Source organism: Chitinophagales bacterium (genome assembly GCA_040877935.1).
GTDB lineage: Bacteria > Bacteroidota > Bacteroidia > Chitinophagales > CAIOSU01 > JBBDNB01.
This window is the reverse complement of sequence record JBBDNB010000063.1, coordinates 25,043-45,892: the sequence shown is the minus strand read 5'-3', so window position 1 is coordinate 45,892 and position 20,850 is coordinate 25,043. Positions and strand designations below refer to the sequence as shown.

Below are 20,850 nucleotides of genomic sequence, written 5' to 3'. Positions count from 1 at the left end.
ACCTAAGGGAATGGCTGCACAAAACAGTAAACTCCATGAAACCGGACACCATTAAGAGTATAACCTCAAACCACCATTACAGGAATAATTTTAATGCGGCATTTTATAGTTAAAATGGTATTAAAACAAGTGATAGATTCAACGGGTGAAATGATCGTCAATAATGATACACTGCGCTATTATACCGGTTACCACATAGATTTCAACAGCGATTTTATAATTGTTCCGGAAAGATTTACTGTTATAGAAAAATTAGGTGCGGTGAATAATTACGTTATTCCAAATTACGCCTGCTATACAGACAATGAAGTGTTTCAGGTGCAATGTTATGAAGATGACAATATTTTATATAAGGTCACTCCCTCTTCAAAATGCGACTATTTATTTTTAAACATCCAGGACAAGCAAAAAACCTATATAAAAACTTACCCCAACCCTGCCCACACCACCTGGTATATTCAAAACGAAATGACTGGAATACTTGAACTCTACTCACTTTCGGGAAAGAAAGTTTTTAGCAAGCAAATCCAATCTGGAACGGAACAAATCAATATCAGCCAATTCGCAGAAGGCATATATTTCTATAAGATCAGCAGTGAAAACGGAGAAATAATGAAAAGCGGGAAAATGGTGAAGCAGTGAAACTAAGCCTATGTCAGGCAACAAAAAAACGGAAGCCTTCTAAAAAAGCTTCCGTTATCTGTGGTAGCGAGGGAGGGGCTCGAACCCTCGACCTCAGCATTATGAATGCTGCGCTCTAACCAGCTGAGCTATCTCGCCAAATTTGAGGCACAAAAATAGTCATTTCATTTATTGAAGCCAATTAATAATTCTTTTTTCTTAGAAATTGCTGAATGGAAATTTTTCACCCGCTTTTATTCCTTTTTCAGTTTGTATTAATGTACTGCATTCTATTTTGGGATCGTGCTCGTAAAAAAGCACATAATCCTTTTCCAAAGCCTTTTTCAGGAATTCATCCTTTTCATCCATAGTCACAAGTGGCCGTACATCATAGCCCATAACATAGGGAATGGGGATGTGGGCAGGAGAGGGCAGCAGGTCGGCACAATAGGCCAGGGTTTTTCCTTTATAATTGATCTCCGGAATCAATTGCGATTCGGTGTGTCCATTGGCCAGAGTAAATTCCATAAAATCAAAAGGCGATTTCCCTGCTTCAATAAATTTCAACTGCCCGCTTTCTTCTATGGGCAGAATATTTTCTTTTAAAAAAGAGGCTTTCTCCCTTTGATTAGGATTCACGGCCCATTCCCAGTGTTTTTGATTGCTCCAATAAGTGGCGTTTTTAAAAGTGGGCAGTAGTTTTCCTTCTTTATTTCGCTCTACGGCTCCCCCACAATGATCAAAATGCAGGTGGGTCAATATCACATCGGTAATATCATCGGGATGAAAGCCGTATTTTTTCAGTGAGCCTTCCAAACTATCCTCACCATGTGGTTGGTAATGGCTGAAAAATTTTTGGCTCTGCTTATCGCCCATTCCTGTGTCGATCAATATCAGTTTGTTGCCTTCCTCAACCAACATACAACGCATGGCCCAGGTGCAGAGGTTGTCTTTATCAGGTTCGTGGTATCGGCTCCACAAGGTTTTGGGCACTACGCCAAACATGGCACCGCCATCCAGTTTGAAAAACCCGGTTTCTATGCTGTAAATATTCATGGTAAATTTGTTTTTGTGCAGAATATAGTGAAACTATGTTTTTTAGAAAAGGATGATTGCATCTAATCGCTTATTTTTTATATGAGGCCGAAGAACACTTCGGTAAATTATGAATTTCTAATGACCTGAGCTCTTAAATAATTATCGAACTCAGTTCACCTATGAGCGATGCTCCTATTATCTATTTTGATAACAGGGATTTTATCTGATTATCAGAAAGAAAGCAGTTTAGTTATATGATAGGTTGTATATTCCGGGTTGAATCCATCCAAAATCAGGAGAAGACTACTGACATTTACATTTTTATACAAAATCCCGGATTTAAAACAGCATTAAGCAAAAAATTGAATAAATTAAATTTTAATTGAAGATTACATTAAAATACCTTCTTTTTTTACTAACTTGATTAATTATGTTGAAAAGTTCAAACACAGTCTCTATATGCTTTGTAAAGACAATGCTTCTATTGTGTTTTGCTGCTTTCTTGTTTCCCTCAGAAAATTTATTTGCCCACAACCCCAATTCTGATCTTTCCAATTCTACTCTATTAGAAAAAGGTATTGTACAATTCATTCCCAATAAAGGTCAATGGGATGAGCGCGTACTCTACAAAGTTCCAATGAATAATGGCAGTATTTATCTTGAAAATAAGGCCCTTACTTTTCAGCATTTCGACAGCGATGATTTAAATGAAGTATTTGGTCATGCGGCTAAAAATGGAAACAAACAACCGGAATTGAAAACCCATGCATACCGGATGAATTTTAAAAATGCCCAGGCTACTCTACCCGAAGCCCAATATCCTTTTGAACATTATTACAATTATTTTAGGGGAAATGACCCTGGTAAATGGGCTGCTAATGTTTCATCCTATCAGCAAACGGTATATAAAGAATTGTATTCCGGTATTGATCTGGAGCTCTTCCAGGGCGAGAGCAGTTATTTCAAATATCAATTTAGACTGGAACCCGGAGCCGATCACAGTGCAATTGCCATTGAATATGAAGGGCTGGACAGTATTTGGATTAAAGGCAAGGACTTGCATTATCGCAGTTCATTGTTTGAAATCAGGGAAACTAATCTTTTGGCATACCAGGAGATTGCAGGGGAGAGAATGGAGGTAAGCTGCCGGTTTTATTTGCAGGGCAATACTTTGAAATTTGAAATTGGCAGTGAATACAATCCTGATTATGAATTGGTCATTGATCCGGATATTATATTTTCAACCTATACCGGTTCTTTTTCCGATAATTTTGGATTTACCGCCACTTATGATAGTGCCGGAAGCTTGTATGCCGGGGGAATTGTTTTTGGGGCAAATTACCCGACAACAACAGGAGCTTTTCAGGAAAATTTTTCAGGTGTGGTAGATGTGGGCATTAGCAAATTTACTTCAGATGGATCTGCCCTGATCTATTCTACTTATTTGGGAGGGGTTGATACAGAACTTCCCAGTAGTTTGGTTGTAAACAGCAATAATGAGCTTATTGTAATGGGGTCTACCGGATCAATTGATTTCCCTACAAGTTTGGATGCATTTGACAGAATTTTTAATGGTGGAAGTGCCGTTTCATTTCCCAATAATGGTGCAGTTTTCAGTGATGGAACGGATATTTTTGTTACAAAATTCAATGCAGACGGATCTGCATTGTTGGGTTCTACATACATTGGCGGAACGGATAATGATGGAATAAATGACAATGCTACAGCACTTATGCAATATAATTATGGTGATCAGTTCAGGGGCGAGGTCATTGTTGATGATCAAGGCAATATCTATGTGGCCTCAAGCACAAATTCATCGAATTTTCCGGTCACAGGGGGTGTCTTCCAACCAGTAGCCCAGGGCGGTCAGGATGCCTGTGTTTTTCAGCTTTCGCCAGACCTTGATGCAATGGTATGGAGCTCATATCTCGGTGGGTCACAAAACGATGCAGCCTATGCAATGGCACTGGACGATGCCGGCAATCTCTATGTTTGTGGGGGTACCAATAGTTTCAATTTTCCTGTAGGCCAAAATGGATTGAATACCACTTTCAATGGAAGTGTAGATGGTTTTATTGTTCGGATCAACCAGGCAGGTGACAATATAATTAGCGGTACATTTTTTGGCACAGTTGCTTACGATCAAAGCTATTTTATAGACCTTGATATAGACCGAAATGTATATATCCTGGGGCAAACCGAGGGTGTGATGAATTCCACACCAGGAATTTTCAATAATCCCAACAGCGGTCTGTTTCTTGCCGGTCTTAATGAAGAGTTGGACTCTCTTCGATTACAAACTACCATTGGAATTGGCAATAATCTTCCATTGATTTCACCCACTGCATTCCTGGTAGATGATGTATGCAAAAGCATATACATCAGTGGTTGGGGTGGAGACCGTCTGGGTAGTGGTTCTATAGCAGGCTTGCCGCTTACAACAGATGCATTCCAATCAACAACTGATGGTGATGATTTTTATCTGATGGTTTTGTCAGAAAATGCAAGAACACTAGAATATGCAACATATATGGGGGGGAATATATCAGAAGAACACGTAGATGGAGGCACCAGCCGCTTTGATAAAAGTGGAACGGTTTACCAGGCTGTGTGTGGGGGCTGTGGCGGTAATAGCGATTTTCCTACTACTCCCGGTGTGGTTTCCAATATCAATAGAAGTTCAAATTGTAATCTTGCGGCTTTTAAATTCAATATCAATTTTCTTGAGTCTGAAGTAAATATCAATACTCAAGATGGTTGTGTACCACTTGATGTACAGTTGGAACTGGACAACCCCAATGCGGATTATATTTACTGGAATTTGGGTGACAGTACAATTATAGAAGATACCAGTATAGTAAATCACACCTACACCCAAGCCGGTGTTTTTCAAATTATGCTGGTGAGCATCGATAGTACTACCTGTAGCAATACGGTTTTTATCGACACAGTGATTACCCAGGTTGTAGCCATTGACGACAGTGTTTTTGCCGGATTTAATTTCAGTACCATCAGCAACTGCGACAGTATGATCGTTGATTTTACAAATACAAGCATCGATGGAAACTCATTCACCTGGGATTTTGGCGACAATACAACTTCAACATCTACCAGTCCCGTTCATGTGTACAGGGATTCGGGTATTTATGAAATCAAACTTATTGCGCGAAATGTAGATGCCTGTAACTTGATTGATACAGCAACGGCTATAGTTGAGTTCTATCCCCGTGTAAGGGTAGATGTTTTTGCTTCTGATACTTCTGAATGCCTTCCTTTTGATGTGCAGTTTTATAACCGAAGTGGTACGGGAGATACCCTGCAATGGTTTTTCAGCAATGGATTCAGCAGCACTGACGATACTGTAAATTACCTTTTTGACCAGGCAGGTACTTATGAAGTAATGCTGGTTGTAACTGATTCCAATACCTGCAATATTACTGATACAGCTTATCAGGAAATTTTAGTACGCAATGATACCGTAATTGCAGCATTTGATTCGCTTGAACTTATTAATAATTGCGATAGTATTTATTTGCAGTTTAACAATCAAAGTATTTTGGCCAATGCCTATCAATGGTATTTTGGAACTGGAGATAGCAGCACTTTGACCAGTCCACAGTATTCATACGACAGTGTCGGTATTTATGAGGTACAGCTTATTGCATACAATCATACCACTTGCAACCAAACTGACACTGCAACAATGCCGGTGGAATTGAAGCCCAGGATAAATGCGGAAGTGGGCGTTAGTGAAAACATAGCATGTGTTCCGCTTGATGTTGAATTTTACAACCTGAGTGAAAGTTCTGACTCGGCCAATTTGTTGTGGACATTCAGCAATGGAGCGACAGCAAGTGACGACACGGTTTTAATGACTTTCAATCAGGCCGGAATCCATTCCGCACAATTGGTGGTGCAAGATCCCAATTCATGTAATTTAACTGATACTGCCTATGGTGGGGTATTTGGTACAGACGATTCTGTATTCGCTGCATATGATACCACGCATTTGGCTGATAATTGCGATAGCCTGGTAATACAGTTCAACAATTTAAGTAGCCTGGCTGACAGCGGTATTTGGTATTTTGGAAATGGAGACAGCAGTGTTTTGGATAATCCGGTTTACCGCTATGATACATCCGGGATTTATGAAGTCCAGCTCATTGTATTCAATGATTCCACTTGCAACCTGACGGATACTTTCAAGCTCAATATTGAATTTAAAAGGCGTTTGGTGATGGAGGTTTCTGCCTTGGATACCCTTGCCTGTGTGCCCCTTTCTGTTCAATTGTACAATCAAAACGGTCCTTCTGCAAATACGGATTGGTTTTTCAGCAATGGTTTTACAAGCAGTACTGATACCCTGGATTATACTTTTACCAATACAGGTACAGTGGATATTCTCCTGGTGGGAACGGATTCATCTACTTGTAATATCTCTGATAGTGCCACAGCACAAATCAGGCTGATTGACGATTCCGTGTTTGCAGCATTTGATACTATTATGACTGCTGAACTGTGTGACTCACTGGTATTGGATTTTAACAACAACAGCATCAATGCAACCGACTACCAGTGGATTTTTAGCGACAGTACATTCAGTGATTTATTTGAGCCGGAAAAAGTTTTCAGTGATACGGGTATATTTGAAATTATGTTGGTGGCAAGTAATCCGGCCACTTGTAACCTTACAGATACTGCTTATGCAAGGGCACTGGGAAAATTACCGGTACTGGCTGGTTTTTCCGCTCCCGGAGATTGTTACCCTTATCAGCCAGAAATAGAAAATGTAAGTTTTAATGTTGAGGATTATTCCTGGTATTTAAATGGCAACAGTATCAGTTCTGATAGTATTCCGGTTTTTACCTTGCAACAAGCAGGAACATATGAATTGCTTTTGGTGGTCGATAACCCCAATTCCTGTAACCTTAGTGACAGCATAATACAGCCCCTGCATGCTTATGATTACCCTACAGCTTATTTTGAAACCGACACCAATGTATTTCCCATTTTCAGCAGAATAAGATTTCAAAACAGAAGTACCGGAGCCCTTCGCTATGAATGGGATTTTGATGATGGAAACTTTTCCGAGCAGGTCAGTCCAGAACATATCTATGAATACGAAGGAAACTATCGCCCCTGTCTTACAGCTATCAATGAGCACGATTGTATATCAGAATATTGCAAGGAAATGGAAATGACCTACCGCGGATTGGTAGATTTGCCCAATGCTTTTTCTCCCAATGCCGATGGCTATAATGATGTATTGTATGTAAAAGGTTTTGGAGTGGAAAGGCTGGAACTGAAAATATACAATCGCTGGGGAGAGCTGGTATTTGAATCTAATAGCTTGGAACGCGGATGGGATGGCACATACAAAGGAAAAGCCCAGGAACAGGAAGTTTACACTTTCACCTTGAAAGCCTGGTTTAGAAATGGCACAGAAACACCATTGCGAAAAGGAAACATAACATTGTTGAGATGAGACGCTATTTGATCATATTGTTTTTTATAATGAGTGCCTGTCTTTTGCAGGCACAGGATCTGCATTTCACACAGTTTTATGCCGCACCATTGCAATTGAATCCTGCGCATACCGGTTTTTTCCAGGAAGATTATAGGGTAGGGGGCAATTTCAAACAGCAGTGGCCCTGGGCCAGGGACAATCGCATGTCGAATTACCGCTCATTATCGGTGTATGGGGATATGGCTATGCTGCGAAAAAAACTACCCTCAAAAGACTGGATGGGAATGGGGCTGGTCTTTTTCAACGACAATGCAGGAGATGGCAATCTTTCTGTCAATAAAGCCGGGCTTTCGTTTGCTTATCATAAAGTTATGGGGCATAACGATCAGGTAATTCTCTCTATGGGAGTGGGAATCAGGTTTATTCAAAAGCGTATAGATTATACTGCTCTGTATTTTGATTCGCAGTGGCAGGACATTGCTTTTGATACCGATCTGCCCAACCAGGAAGCCAATGCAACTGAAGCCATTATTTATCCTGATCTTAATGCTGGGCTGCGACTTACAATTAGGGTAAATGAATATTTAAGTACCCACATAGGTTTGGGAATGACCCATCTCAACCGACCGCGAGAGAGTTTTTATGGCATGGCCAACAGGTTGGGAATGCGCCCGGCCATTCATGCAGGTGTGGATTACCAAATTAGCAGATCATTGCACATAGAGCCGGGTTTTTTCTATTCCTATCAGAAAAAGGCGCAGGAAGGAGTGGCTTCTCTTTTAATGGGTTTTCATCCGCAGGCAGATGGTTTTTTGCGGGAGAGTGTATTTTTTATAGGTGCTGCTTACCGCACAAAGGATGCGCTGGTTCCCCAAGCTGGTTATCAGTACAAGCGGTTTAAACTGATAGCCAATTACGATGTGAATTTATCCAAGTTGCGGGAAGTCAGCTATGGAGTAGGGGGCTTTGAAATTTCAATGGTGTACCTGGGGCTAAGGCCTTCAACATTGAGCAAATTACGAGTGCCCTGTCCGAGGTTGTGATTTATCGCTAAAGCTGAATATTTTTGAACCATACAGTCACTTAATTTATTTATAAGGCAAGTAGCAAAATACGATTTCACAAAAATTGATGTTATATTCATCTTCAGATACCATGAGTAATAATTATACAAAATTCATTTTTTCCACGCTGTTGATTTTGTTTTCAGCCCATTCTCTTTTTGCCCAGGAATACGAGGATGAATTTAACTTTGACAAAGTCAGGGAGAAAGAAGAAGCTATTGAAGAGGAATTGGAAAAGGACGACAAATTCTTTGACAAGGAACGCTTGTACTTTGGTGGGGGCTTTGGCTTTGCTTTTGGCAATATTGTATTCCTTGATATTTCACCCGATGTCATTTATGAAGTGATTGAAGACCGCATGCAGGTGGGAGCTGGTATTTCCTACCAATACACCAATTACCGGGGGGATATGTACCAGTATCCCGGGGGCAATAAATTTCATTCCTATGGAGCACGTCTTTTCGACAGGGTTTTTATATGGGATGGTCTTTTTGCTCAGCTTGAATACCAGATGGTGAATACAGAATACCTTTATAGCGATGGCGTTTCCGGCATAATTCGATCCAGGGGAACTTTTCACACCATGTTTGGCGGATTGGGCTATAATTTTATGGTTGGCAGAAACTCATTTATGAGCATGACCATGCTTGTAAACCTCAATACCAATGACTATTACCCAATACGCAGGCCTTATTTCAATATGGGCTTTGGGATAGGGTTTTAGTGAATTTCAATTGATTTATTTCCCACCCCCGTTTATTTTTATTGTTCAACAAAATACATTGTGTTAAGGCAAAATTAGTAATCTGTTTATAAACAAAGGTCTGTTTATTATTTAATAGTTGATTTGTTCCGGAATATTTGGATTATTTAAAAAGATGACTTTTATTTGGAATCTAAAATCAAATAAAAATCATCATGAAAAACTTTTTTTTAATAGCTTTTTGCTTTGCAATAGCTTTAAGTGCATGTAAAAAAGAAATTAATGATTGCGAGGATGTAGTTTGTCAAAACGGAGGACAATGCAATGACGGTTCATGTGACTGTCCTACAGGCTTTTCTGGTGTGTTTTGTGAAAACAAGACCAATAATAACAATGACAGTTCAGCATATCGCCTCGGTTGGGGCGGGGATGATGACCCTACTCAAATACCTGTTTCAGTTGATGTTTCTGATCAGTTTGGTAGTGGCCAGGTGCCTGCTGCTTATGACCTCACTGAACACTTTCCACCTATAGGTGATCAGGGACAATTTGGAACCTGTGTTTCCTGGGCGGTGGGATACAATTACAAAACTGCTCTTGAAGCTATGAGTAATAATTGGGGAGCTTCACAACTTTCCCAAGCTTCCAATCAACTGAGTCCAAAATATCTTTTTCTTAAGATCGATGACCAACTTAAATCACCCAATTGTGAGGGTACAAATTTTGAGCCTGCATTGAATGTAGTGCTGAATGACGGAATTGCTACTGTGCAAACTGTTCCCTATCAAAACCTGAATGGTTGTCATCAATCCAATATTCAGTCTTCCTGGAATTCTGAAGCGTCAGGCCACAAAATCAGCAATTACCGTAGAATTTCACAGGATGTTAATACAATTAAAAATTACATAGCCGATAATGTACCTGTAATTTTAGGTGCAAGACTTGGAGATAATTTCATGAATTGGAACAACGACCAAGTGATTTCCAGCCACAGCGGATTTAATAATGTGGGCATTCATGCCTACCATGCTATGGTAATTGTTGGTTATGACGACAGCAAAGGATCGAGCGGAGCTTTCCGAGTGGTCAACTCTTGGGGAGATACATGGGGAGATATAGGGTTTATATGGATCGATTATAATTTCCTGATCAATGATTTTTGCTTTGGTCAAAACCTCTATGTAGCTGCCGATGGATCAGGTGATAACCCTCCAAATGTCAATCCCAATGCTTCTGGAGTGGATTTGGCTGCCTGGGCATTTCAGGACTATTCCACTGATGGTGGTACCGGACCAAACAGAGAGATCGAGTATAATATATACAATATCGGAAGTCAGGCCGCTTCTGCAAGTAGTGACTGGTCAATGTATTACATCTATTACAATGCCTATGATGCCAATGATTATGGCTTTCTTTTTTACAATAAATTCAACACCACTATTCAGCAAAACACCTTCAATTGTAATGGTTCTGATTGTGTGATCAACGGAGATATTCCAGGTGGTGGAGATATGGCCAGCCTGATTTTCAATACCAGTAGTATTTTTCAAGGTTACCAGGTTCCAAATACTTTGAATGGAGCCTATTATTTGCTCATCTATGCTGATATCAGCAATGTTTTTGAAGAGCCTAACGAGCAAAACAATCTTTTTTACACCACTTCACATTATCCTGCTATTTTCAGTAATGGTGTGCATGTTGGTAAAACAGGTAAAAGAGGCATGAGCGGATTTAGTTTTCCGGGTAATAAACCGGGGCTATCAGAAAAACGCAGTTCTGAATTCAATTCCGCTGTTAGCAAGGTCAATCCTAATGCATACAGTCCTGTGGAAATCAAAAAAATGTTACTTAGAGATAAGCAAAACGGTCGTTTTGACCAGCGCTTACAGGCCTATAAAAACAGTGGTGCCCGTTCTCAGATCAGAACCGGAAATTGATAATATAGAAAGCGGTATTTTAGAGGCTGTGCATTAAATTTTTAATGTACAGCCTTTTATCTTAATAAACCTTATGGCCAAAATGAAAATCCTCAGCATATTACTATTGGGCTGTTTTTTACAGTCATGCACAAATAACAAAACCTTAAAAGCCAACCAGGTGGTGAAAGCAACAAGTATTTTAAAGCAAATAGAAAAAGGCGAGGATGTTTATTACAAAAACATAGTTATTGAAGGTGATTTAGACTTTACTCGCTTAAACACAAAATATAGAGTGTCCGATTTGTTAGAGCAAATAAATATCAGTAGTTCTATAACACTTATCGATTGCAAGATTTCCGGAGATATTATTGGTTTTTCATTAAATGAATCTTCAATGCTTGCATGTGGTTTTGAGAAAAACTTTAGTTTGATCAATTGCACTGTTGAAGGTGAATTGGATATCAGAGAAGCCTCTTATAGAGGAAGTGTTCAGTTTCAAAAATCGGTTTTTAAGAAAAGGTTTCGAATGGAGGGTGGGCACTTTCAGAGTACAGCCAATTTCAGCAATTGCTTGTTTTTAGGTGAAACGAATTTTCACAACAGCTTTTTCAATTGGAAAGTGAATTTTATGGAGAGTGAATTTGCTAAAAACTGTGCTTTCCAGGGATCTACTTTTAATGGCACTGCGCAATTTAGCTCTATCCGATGCTCTGCTTATGCTGATTTCACTTTGTTAAACTTTAAGCAGGGAGCTTTCTTTAGCTATGCCAGTTTTGATGATCGATTGAATTTTGGAAACAGCAACTTTAAGGATCGGGCAGACTTCATCAAAACGGAATTCAGCAAAGCAGATTTTTCCAAAGTAAAATTCTATGGAGAAAGTAGGTTTAAAGAGATTGGGGTGTATTCTAATTGTACGATGAAAGATGTGGTTTTTATGGGTAATTATCCAGAGATTACTTTTAAAGAGCAAGAAATGAAAAAATTGCTGCAACTAGAAAATGTGAAATACTTGGAGTTGAAAGATATTGGTTTTTAAACCTCACTCCTCCACAATAATAAAAAGCTCCTCACCGTCTTTCTTCATTAGGTATTGTTCGCGGGCGTAGCGTTCGAGGTTTTCCTCATTTTTAAACAGGTCTTTGTGCATCAGTTGTACTTCCTGCAATTTTTCCTGATAGTACTTTCTTTCTGCTTCCATTTCTTTGAGCTGTTGATTAAGGCTCAATTGTGAAAAGAAATCATTGCGATCAATAAAACTCATCCAGACAATGAAAACGATCAGTGTCAGGCTGTACTTATTCCTGAGCCAGGGCGGTATTTTATCCCAGTATTTGCGCATAAATACACATTGAGAGTTTGCCTGAAATATAAGAAAGCTTCAGGCTTGAATATAATTACTTATCAACAAAACGACAGTGCTCTGTCAGAAAAATTTATATGAACGTCCGGGAAAGTATGCATTGGTGCCCAGGCTTTCTTCTATTCGAAGCAATTGATTGTATTTAGCCATGCGGTCGGAGCGCGAAGCAGAACCGGTTTTGATTTGCCCGGTATTCAGTGCTACTGCAAGGTCTGCTATGGTATTGTCTTCTGTTTCTCCAGAGCGGTGGGAGATAATACTTGTGAAATTGTTTCTTGTAGCAAGATTTACAGCATCAATAGTTTCAGTAAGTGTACCAATCTGATTGACTTTTATGAGAATTGAATTGCCAATATGTTCTTTTATACCTCTTGAAAGACGCTCTACATTGGTTACAAAAAGGTCATCTCCAACAAGTTGTACTTTTTGACCGGTTTTTTCGGTAAGCAATTTCCATCCGCTCCAGTCATCTTCATCCATGCCATCTTCAATGGAGCAGATAGGGTATTTGTTTACCCATTCTTCCCAGTAGGCAACCATATCTTTCGAATTCAGTTTCCGCCCATCCGACTTGTGAAAATGATATACTTTTTCCTCAGCATTGTAAAACTCTGAGCTTGCAGCATCGAGGGCAATCAAAACTTCATCTCCGGGTTTGTAGCCAGCTTTTTCAATAGCAGTCAATACCGTTTCTATGGCCTCTTCATTGGATTTAATATTAGGAGCAAAACCACCTTCATCGCCCACATTGGTAGAATAGCCTTTTTCTTTCAGTACAATTTTTAAATTGTGAAAAATTTCCACGCCCATGCGCAATGCTTCAGAAAAAGTATCGGCACCCACAGGCACGATCATAAATTCCTGAAAATCAATGCTGTTGTCAGCATGTGAACCTCCGTTAAGGATATTCATCAATGGGATGGGAAGCGTATTGGCATTTACACCTCCAAGATAACGATACAATGGTTGTGAGGCCTCTTCAGCGGCAACTCTTGCTACAGCCATAGAAACTGCCAGAATTGCATTTGCACCAAGCTTGGCTTTGTTTTTTGTCCCATCCAGCTCAAGCATTAAAGCATCAATTGTATTTTGCTCAAAAGTACTGAGACCTTCTAATTTTGGAGCAATAATATCATTTACATTTTTTACTGCTTTTAGCACTCCCTTGCCCATGAATAGATTGCCGCCATCACGCAATTCAACGGCTTCGTGTTTGCCTGTAGAGGCTCCTGAAGGAACTGCTGCTCTGCCCATGAAACCACTATCTGTCATTACATCTACTTCTACGGTAGGATTTCCCCTGGAATCTAATATTTGCCGGGCATGTACATCTAAAATGATACTCATGAGCTGTTAATTTAAGAGTTCAACAAACTGATCAAATAAATACCTGGAATCTTCCGGGCCGGGTGAAGCCTCTGGGTGATACTGTACAGAAAACACCGGTTTCCCTTTCATTTTAAGGCCTGCTACTGTATTGTCATTTAAGTGTAGATGTGTAATCTCCAGCGCATCATTGTGTTCCAGGCCATCTTTTTCAACCGCAAAGCCGTGGTTTTGTGAAGTGATTTGGCAAAGTTTGCTTTCCAGATGTTGCACTGGGTGATTGATGCCACGGTGTCCGTTGAACATTTTGAATGTTTTTACATCATTGGCCAGTGCCAGTATTTGGTGTCCCAGGCAAATGCCAAATGTGGGCTTTCCGCTTTCAATAATTTTTTGTGCTGTTTTTACTGCATAATCCATAGGGGCGGGGTCTCCAGGTCCATTGGAAAGGAAATAGGCATGTGGTGCCCATTCTTCTATGGTTTCAAAATCTGTATTTGCTGGAAAGACTTTCATGTAAACGCCTCTTTCCGCCAGGCAGCGTAAAATATTTTTCTTGATACCGAAATCAATTACGGCCACTCTCTTTTCTGAATTTTCCACGCCATAAAAATAGGGTTCTTTAGTGCTTACTTCAGAGGCGAGTTCAAGGCCTTCCATTGATGGTACTTTTTTCAGTTGGGCTTTTAATGCATCTATATTATCTGTTTCAGAGGAGATAATGCAGTTCATTGCACCTTTATTCCTGATATGCCTTACCAGGGCTCTTGTATCAACATTACAGATAGCTACAAGTCCTTCTTTTTCAAAGTATTCTTGTATGGAGCAATCTCCATTTTTACGGGAATAAACTTTTCCCGAGAAATTTTTACAAACCAGAGCAGCTATTTTAATGGAATCGGATTCAACCTCTTCATAATTGATGCCGTAGTTTCCGATATGATCAGCAGTCAGCAGCATCACTTGTTTGTAATAGGAGGGGTCTGTAAAAATTTCCTGATAGCCTGTCATTCCGGTATTGAAGCAAATTTCTCCGGAAGCAGTACCAATGGCACCAGCAGCTTTTCCTTTAAAAATTGTACCATCCTCTAATATCAGCAGTGCATTTTTTGATTCCATTTGGCTTTAGTTCGGTCTTTTTATTTATAAAAAAAGGAATTAGTCAAAAGACCAATTCCTTTATATTATTGATTGATAACAAAGCAATTACTTTTCTTTATCATCTTCATCCTCTTTCTTGTCATCCTCTTTTTTAGCTTCAGACTCAGGGGCTTCCTCTTCTTTTTCAGCCTTAGGCTTTTTCTCTTCTTCTGCCGCTTCTTTGTCTTCTGCTTGCTTTTCCCCAGTTTTAGCTTCGGGTTTTACTTCTTCAGTTTTTTCTTCTGCATCAGCTTTCTTTTCTTCAGCCTCCGGCTTAGCCTTTGCCTCTTCTTGCTGCTCATCTTTTTCTGGAGCTGCTTCCTGTGGCTTTGCTTTAGCTTCTTCAGGTGCTTTTTCCTCAATTTCAGTAGTTGTTTCGGCTACTTTTGCCTCTTCTTCAGGGGCTTCAGTTTTTTTGCTTTCCTCTGTAGCAGGTTTTGCCTGATCTGAACTGGATTTAGAACCGGCCCTTCTTGTACGTTTCTTTTTCTTAGGCTTAGCTTCATCAGTATTGGTATAAATATCATTGTAATCAACCAATTCGATGAGTGCGATATCTGCATTGTCGCCCAATCTGTTTCCCAGTTTAATAACTCTGGTATAACCACCCGGTCGTTCAGCAATTTTCTGTGCTATTTCATCAAACAAAGTTTTAATTGCTTCTTTGTTTCTTAGATAGCGGAAAGCTGTTCTTCTTGAATGTGTAGTGTCGTTTTTCGCCTTTGTAATTACAGGTTCGACATACACTCTCAAAGCTTTTGCCTTGGCCAATGTAGTTTTGATCCTTTTGTGCTCAATCAATGAGCAGGCCATATTGGCCAGCATCGCCTTGCGATGTGCACTTTTTCTACTTAAGTGATTTACTTTTTTACCGTGTCTCATTTTTTATTACTCCTCGTTTAGCTTGAACTTTGAAAGATCCATACCAAATGAAAGACCTTTTTCATTGATCAATGCTTCAATTTCTACCAATGATTTTTTACCAAAATTTCTGAACTTCAAAAGTTCATTTGTGTCGTACTGCACCAATTCAGAAAGTGAGTTGATTTTAGCTGCTTTCAAGCAGTTGTATGCTCTTACTGAAAGATCAAGATCTTCTAAAGGTGTTTTAAGCACTTTTCTCATGTGCAAGATGTGCTCATCAACAATGTCCTCATTTTGTTTGTCAGCAGTATCGAAAGTGATGTTTTCATCTGAGATAAGCATCAGGTGCTGAATCAATATTTTAGAGGCTTCTTTGATGGCTTCTTCAGGGTGAATGGTTCCATCTGTAGCCAGTTCGATCACTAATTTTTCGTAATCGGTTTTTTGTTCCACACGTGTATTTTCAACGTGGTATTTCACATTTTTAATGGGTGTGAAAATAGAATCTACTGCAATAGTGCCTAGCGAAAGTTCACCAAGGTCTTGCTCATCTGATGGAACATAGCCTCTTCCTTTATTGATGATCAATTCCAATTCAAGTTTTACACTTGGATCCATATTGCAAATCACCAAATCAGGATTCATTACTCTGTATACATTGGTGTGTTTTTCAATATCTGCGGCAGTAAATTTATCCTGCCCTTTTACAGAAATAAAAATCTTTTCCAAGTCTGAATCGTCAGAAATTTGTTTTTTCAGACGTACCTGTTTAAGGTTAAGGATGATTTCAGTGATATCTTCCATCACACCTTTGATGGTTGAAAATTCGTGATCAACTCCTTCAATTTTCACAGCAGCAATGGCGTGTCCTTCAAGTGAAGATAATAATACTCGTCTTAATGCATTTCCAACAGTAACACCAAAACCGGGTTCCAATGGGCGAAATTCAAATAGCCCCTGGAAATCGGTGGCTTTCTGCATTATAATTTTATCGGGTTTTTGAAATGTAAGGATTCCCATTTATTTCTGGTTTTAATGATTATTTAGAATACAATTCAACAATAAGTTGTTCGTTTATTTTTTCTGGTATTTCTTCCCTTGTGGGGTATTGGTTAAATGTCCCGGAGAGTTTAGTTTCGTCCCATACCAACCAATTAAATTTCATTGATTTTTTAGAAACGGAATCAAGAATCAGCCCCATATCTTTAGATCGCTCTCTAACACTTACAATTGCTCCGGGAGTCAATTGCATACTTGGAATATTCACAATTTCATTGTTTACAAGAATGTGCTTGTGTGTGATTAATTGTCTTGCAGCACTTCTAGATGGGGCAATACCCAATCGATAAACAGTATTGTCCAATCTTGCTTCTAAAAACTGCAAAAGGTTTTCACCTGTAACACCTTTACGGCTGGCAGCTTTACTAAATGTATTCCTAAACTGGCGCTCAAGAAGACCATAGGTATATTTAGCTTTTTGTTTTTCTTTTAATTGAATACCATATTCAGAAGGATTTCTTCTTCTTTTTGAAACGCCATGCTGGCCGGGCGGGTAATTCTTTTTATCCAGTACTCTGTCGAATCCAAAGATTGGTTCTCCGAATTTGCGAGCAATTTTAGTTCTTGGACCTGTGTATCTAGCCATTGTGAATCTTGTTTTCTTTTTCTCTTAGATTGATTATTTATACTCTTCTTTTCTTGGGTGGACGGCAACCGTTGTGGGGTAGAGGTGTAACATCTTTAATCACTGTTACTTCAATACCACTTTGGCTGATGGTTCTTATGGCAGATTCTCTGCCTGATCCCGGTCCTTTTACTATCACTTCCACTTTTTTCAAACCTGCATCATGTGCAGTTGTTGCTGCTTCTGATGTAGCCATTTGTGCTGCATAAGGAGTGTTTTTCTTAGAGCCTCTAAAACCGGCTTTGCCGGCAGATCCCCATGAAATTACCTGTCCTTTCATATTTGTGAAAGAAATGATCAGGTTATTGAAACTTGCGGTAATAAATGCTTTACCTTCTGCGTCAACACCGACTTTTCTTTTTCTGACTTTCGCTTTGGGTTTATTAGTAGTTTTTGCCATTATTCTGTGGATTAATTATTATTTAGTCACTTTCTTTTTACCTGCAACAGTTTTGCGTTTTCCTTTCCTGGTACGCGCATTGGTTTTGGTTTTCTGCCCCCTCAAAGGAAGTCCTTTTCTGTGGCGAACACCTCTGTAGCATCCAATATCCATCATTCGTTTAATATTGGTTTGCATCTCTGAGCGCAAAGCACCTTCTACTTTCAAGTCGGTAATGATCTGGCGAATTTTTGTCATTTCGCCATCATCCCATTCTTCGACTTTTTTGTCTGGACTTACTCCTGCTTTTTTCAGGATTTCCGCAGCAGTGCTATTGCCAATGCCATAGATATAGGTCAAGCCAATTACACCTCTTTTGTTTCTTGGTAAATCAATTCCAGCTATTCTTGCCATAGTACTAACCTTGTCTTTGTTTAAATCTTGGATTCTTTTTGTTAATTACATACAAGCGTCCTTTGCGTTTTACAATTTTGCAATCCACACTTCTTTTCTTTATTGATGCTCTAACTTTCATAACTAATCAATTTTACTTGTACCTATATGTTATTCTACCTTTTGAAAGGTCATAAGGTGACATTTCCAATGCTACTTTATCACCGGGTAGAATTTTGATATAATTCATTCTCATTTTACCGGAAATATGAGCAATCAGTTCGTGGTCGTTTTCCAGACGTACGCGAAACATTGCATTCGACAATGCTTCTATGATCACTCCATCCTGTTTTATAACATCTTGTTTTGCCATTCCTAATTATACTTCTTTATATTCCAGCTCCTACGGAGTTGGCTGCTCTTCCTTTTATTCTGCCCGATTTCATTAGGCCATCGTATTGGCGCATCAGCAAATGACTTTCAATTTGCTGAAGTGTATCTAACACTACAGCTACCAGGATCAAGAGTGATGTTCCGCCAAAAAACAGTGCAAATTGACTATTGATGCCAAAAGCCATTGCAAATGCCGGCATTATTGCTACAAATGCAAGGAATATGGATCCGGGCAATGTTATTCTTGACAATACTGTATCAATAAATTCAGCGGTGGATCTGCCGGGTTTTACTCCAGGGATAAAGCCACCGTTTTTCTTCATTTCATCAGCCATTTGTACAGGGTTTACTATCAAAGCGGTGTAGAAATAAGTGAAAACAATCACCAAAAAGAAATACACCACATTGTAGGGCACAGATGCAAAATCGCTGAAAGTGGCCACAAAGTTACTAGTTAAATCTGACTCTGGAAAGAATTGAGCCACTGTTGCGGGCAAAAACATTAAAGCTTGCGCGAAAATTATCGGCATAACACCACTGGCATTGACTTTTAGAGGTATGTACTGTCTTGACCCTGTTCCTGCATTTCCTCCTGCTGCTGCACGTTTGGCATATTGAACGGGTATTCTCCTGGTTCCTTGCACCAGCATAATTACTGCGATCACAACAAATACAAGTACTGCAATTTCAATTACGAAAGGTACAAGGCCACCGCCTTCTGTCATTCTAGCAGATACTTCTGCTATCAATGCAAAAGGTAAATTGGCTATAATTCCGATCATGATCAATAGCGAAATACCATTACCAATGCCTTTTTCGGTAATTCGTTCACCCATCCACATTACGAAAATAGTACCACCTGTGAGTACAATCACTGTAGAAACCCAGAACAGTGCAGGGTTTATAATAATTGCATCACCTGCTATGAATTTGAGATTGATCACATAACCAGAAGCCTGAGCTCCGGTAACGAAAATGGTCAATACACGTGTAATTTGATTGATGGTTTTTCTGCCGCTTTCTCCTTCTTTCTGTAGTTTTTGGAAATAGGGTACAGCTACTGTCAATAGCTGTACAGCAATAGATGCCGATATATAGGGCATAATTCCAAGCGCAAAAACTGATGCTCTTGAAAATGCACCACCTGCGAAAAGGTTTACCAATCCCAGTATGCCATCTGATCCCTGTGCTGCCAGATCATCTAATGCTGCGGGGTTAATTCCGGGCAAAACTACATAAGTTCCTATTCTGTAGATCAGGATAAGTCCCAGTGTAGTGATGATGCGATTTCGCAACTCTTCGATCTGGTAAATATTCTTAATGGTATTGATAAAGTTCTTCATGAGACTTTAAACCAGTTTTACCGTTCCACCGGCTTTTTCAATAGCTTCAAGTGCACTTGCACTAGCAGCGTTTACTTCAACACTTAATTTGGCTTTCAATTCTCCTCTGCCCAAAATCTTAACTTTATCGGTTCTGTTAATGATTTTGTTTTCGCGAAGGAAATCTAAATTGACAACTTTTGGTTTGTGCTTGTCAGCAATTTCCTGAAGTCTGTCAAGATTGATGGCCACGTATTCTACCCTAAATGGATTAGTGAAACCGCTTTTTGGCAAACGTCTTTGAATAGGCATTTGTCCTCCTTCAAAACCAGCTTTGCGGCTGTATCCGGATCTTGATTTGGCACCTTTGTGTCCACGGGTAGCAGTATCGCCATATCCGGAACCTTCACCTCGGCCTATCCTTTTCCTGTTTTTTACTGAGCCTTTGGCAGGCTTTAATTTTGATAAATCCATTTTTATACTTTTTCAACTTTTACCAAATGAGCAACTTTTTTGATCATTCCCGCAATTTGTGGAGTTTCCTCTTTTTCAATTGGTCTTTGCAATTTACTTATTCCAAGTGCTTTCAAAGTATCCTTTTGACTTTTTGGGCGATCTATTGCGCTTTTAATCTGTGTGATCCTGACTTTTGCCATCTTATTTACCGTTAAATACTTTTTGTAATGAAACTCCTCGTTCTTTGGCAACATTTATTGGTTCTCTCAATTTGCCGAGTCCTTCAATTGTTGCTTTAATAACATTGTGTGCATTTGATGTTCCCAGTGATTTGGCCAATACATTATTGACACCGGCACCTTCTAGAACAGCTCGCATAGGACCACCTGCTATTACACCGGTACCTTCAGAAGCTGGTTTGATCAATACTTTTCCAGCACCGTACCTTCCACTGATTGCATGTGGAATAGTTCCATTTAAAATAGGTACGCGAATCAGGTTTTTCTTAGCATCATCTACTCCTTTGGAAATAGCTTCAGTTACCTCTCTTGCTTTTCCAAGTCCATGACCTACAATACCTTCGCCATCACCTACAACTACTATAGCTGAAAAACTGAAAGTTCGACCACCTTTAGTAACCTTGGCTACCCTGCGGATGTTTACTACTTTTTCTTTCAGTTCCAGTTCACTGGCTTTTACTTTTTGCATATTTGAT

The 20,850-nt window shown here is 39.5% G+C and carries 20 protein-coding genes, 1 tRNA gene and 1 pseudogene; 6 read left to right on the top strand and 16 right to left on the bottom strand.

What is annotated here, in order from left to right; genetic code table 11:
• Positions 1 to 129 precede the first annotated feature (129 nt).
• The gene (locus WD048_17585; protein ID MEX0814032.1) at positions 130 to 642 is read left to right on the top strand and encodes a T9SS type A sorting domain-containing protein; all 513 of its coding nucleotides are present in this window, start codon (positions 130 to 132) and stop codon (positions 640 to 642) included.
• 61 nt (positions 643 to 703) lie between these two features.
• Here WD048_17585 and WD048_17580 read toward each other — a convergent pair.
• A tRNA-Met gene (locus WD048_17580) sits at positions 704 to 780 on the bottom strand.
• A 60-nt stretch (positions 781 to 840) separates the two neighbouring features.
• Positions 841 to 1,677 (bottom strand): MBL fold metallo-hydrolase, encoded by an 837-nt coding sequence (locus WD048_17575; GenBank protein MEX0814031.1) that lies wholly within the window; start codon positions 1,675 to 1,677, stop codon positions 841 to 843.
• Between the two features lie 457 nt (positions 1,678 to 2,134).
• On the opposite strand from WD048_17575, the gene WD048_17570 reads away from it, so the two are divergent.
• From WD048_17570 to WD048_17550, 5 genes are all read left to right on the top strand, one after another.
• A complete protein-coding gene (locus WD048_17570) occupies positions 2,135 to 7,147 on the top strand; it encodes a PKD domain-containing protein (protein MEX0814030.1) in 5,013 nt (1,670 codons plus the stop codon).
• Complete coding sequence (locus WD048_17565; protein MEX0814029.1) at positions 7,144 to 8,172, top strand: PorP/SprF family type IX secretion system membrane protein; 1,029 nt, start codon at positions 7,144 to 7,146, stop codon at positions 8,170 to 8,172. Before WD048_17570 ends, WD048_17565 begins: the two co-directional genes overlap by 4 nt.
• 112 nt (positions 8,173 to 8,284) lie before the next feature.
• On the top strand, positions 8,285 to 8,917 hold the full coding sequence (locus tag WD048_17560; protein MEX0814028.1) for a hypothetical protein: 633 nt from the start codon (positions 8,285 to 8,287) through the stop codon (positions 8,915 to 8,917).
• Between the two features lie 194 nt (positions 8,918 to 9,111).
• Positions 9,112 to 10,833, top strand: coding sequence for a C1 family peptidase (locus WD048_17555; protein MEX0814027.1), 1,722 nt, complete (start codon positions 9,112 to 9,114; stop codon positions 10,831 to 10,833).
• A gap of 82 nt (positions 10,834 to 10,915) precedes the next feature.
• Positions 10,916 to 11,854, top strand: a complete 939-nt coding sequence (locus WD048_17550) for a pentapeptide repeat-containing protein (protein ID MEX0814026.1) — start codon at positions 10,916 to 10,918, stop codon at positions 11,852 to 11,854.
• A 3-nt stretch (positions 11,855 to 11,857) separates the two neighbouring features.
• Here the strand turns inward: WD048_17550 and WD048_17545 are convergent, their stop codons facing one another.
• The 14 genes and pseudogenes from WD048_17545 to rpsE form a co-directional block, all read right to left on the bottom strand.
• Positions 11,858 to 12,157 (bottom strand): septum formation initiator family protein, encoded by a 300-nt coding sequence (locus WD048_17545; GenBank protein MEX0814025.1) that lies wholly within the window; start codon positions 12,155 to 12,157, stop codon positions 11,858 to 11,860.
• A gap of 84 nt (positions 12,158 to 12,241) precedes the next feature.
• A complete protein-coding gene (gene eno, locus WD048_17540; protein ID MEX0814024.1) occupies positions 12,242 to 13,525 on the bottom strand; it encodes a phosphopyruvate hydratase in 1,284 nt (427 codons plus the stop codon).
• 6 nt (positions 13,526 to 13,531) lie between these two features.
• Positions 13,532 to 14,623, bottom strand: a complete 1,092-nt coding sequence (gene carA, locus WD048_17535; protein ID MEX0814023.1) for a glutamine-hydrolyzing carbamoyl-phosphate synthase small subunit — start codon at positions 14,621 to 14,623, stop codon at positions 13,532 to 13,534.
• 540 nt (positions 14,624 to 15,163) lie between these two features.
• Positions 15,164 to 15,526, bottom strand: a pseudogene (gene rplQ / locus WD048_17530) (50S ribosomal protein L17).
• 6 nt (positions 15,527 to 15,532) lie between these two features.
• Positions 15,533 to 16,528 (bottom strand): DNA-directed RNA polymerase subunit alpha, encoded by a 996-nt coding sequence (locus WD048_17525; GenBank protein ID MEX0814022.1) that lies wholly within the window; start codon positions 16,526 to 16,528, stop codon positions 15,533 to 15,535.
• Positions 16,529 to 16,547: 19 nt separating this feature from the next.
• A complete protein-coding gene (gene rpsD, locus WD048_17520; protein ID MEX0814021.1) occupies positions 16,548 to 17,153 on the bottom strand; it encodes a 30S ribosomal protein S4 in 606 nt (201 codons plus the stop codon).
• 37 nt (positions 17,154 to 17,190) lie between these two features.
• On the bottom strand, positions 17,191 to 17,592 hold the full coding sequence (gene rpsK, locus WD048_17515; protein ID MEX0814020.1) for a 30S ribosomal protein S11: 402 nt from the start codon (positions 17,590 to 17,592) through the stop codon (positions 17,191 to 17,193).
• An 18-nt stretch (positions 17,593 to 17,610) separates the two neighbouring features.
• Entirely contained in the window at positions 17,611 to 17,985 is a 375-nt protein-coding gene (gene rpsM, locus WD048_17510; protein MEX0814019.1) for a 30S ribosomal protein S13, read from the bottom strand.
• Positions 17,986 to 17,989: 4 nt separating this feature from the next.
• The gene (gene ykgO / locus WD048_17505) at positions 17,990 to 18,106 is read right to left on the bottom strand and encodes a type B 50S ribosomal protein L36 (protein ID MEX0814018.1); all 117 of its coding nucleotides are present in this window, start codon (positions 18,104 to 18,106) and stop codon (positions 17,990 to 17,992) included.
• A 12-nt stretch (positions 18,107 to 18,118) separates the two neighbouring features.
• On the bottom strand, positions 18,119 to 18,337 hold the full coding sequence (infA, locus tag WD048_17500) for a translation initiation factor IF-1 (GenBank protein MEX0814017.1): 219 nt from the start codon (positions 18,335 to 18,337) through the stop codon (positions 18,119 to 18,121).
• A gap of 16 nt (positions 18,338 to 18,353) precedes the next feature.
• Positions 18,354 to 19,700: a preprotein translocase subunit SecY gene (secY, locus tag WD048_17495; protein MEX0814016.1), complete on the bottom strand. Its 1,347-nt coding sequence runs from the start codon at positions 19,698 to 19,700 to the stop codon at positions 18,354 to 18,356.
• A 6-nt stretch (positions 19,701 to 19,706) separates the two neighbouring features.
• Positions 19,707 to 20,153 (bottom strand): 50S ribosomal protein L15, encoded by a 447-nt coding sequence (gene rplO, locus WD048_17490; protein ID MEX0814015.1) that lies wholly within the window; start codon positions 20,151 to 20,153, stop codon positions 19,707 to 19,709.
• A gap of 2 nt (positions 20,154 to 20,155) precedes the next feature.
• A complete protein-coding gene (gene rpmD, locus WD048_17485) occupies positions 20,156 to 20,335 on the bottom strand; it encodes a 50S ribosomal protein L30 (protein ID MEX0814014.1) in 180 nt (59 codons plus the stop codon).
• Between the two features lies 1 nt (position 20,336).
• Positions 20,337 to 20,843 carry a 30S ribosomal protein S5 gene (gene rpsE / locus WD048_17480; protein ID MEX0814013.1) on the bottom strand — a complete coding sequence of 169 codons (507 nt, stop codon included), beginning with the start codon at positions 20,841 to 20,843 and terminating at the stop codon, positions 20,337 to 20,339.
• Positions 20,844 to 20,850: the final 7 nt, after the last annotated feature.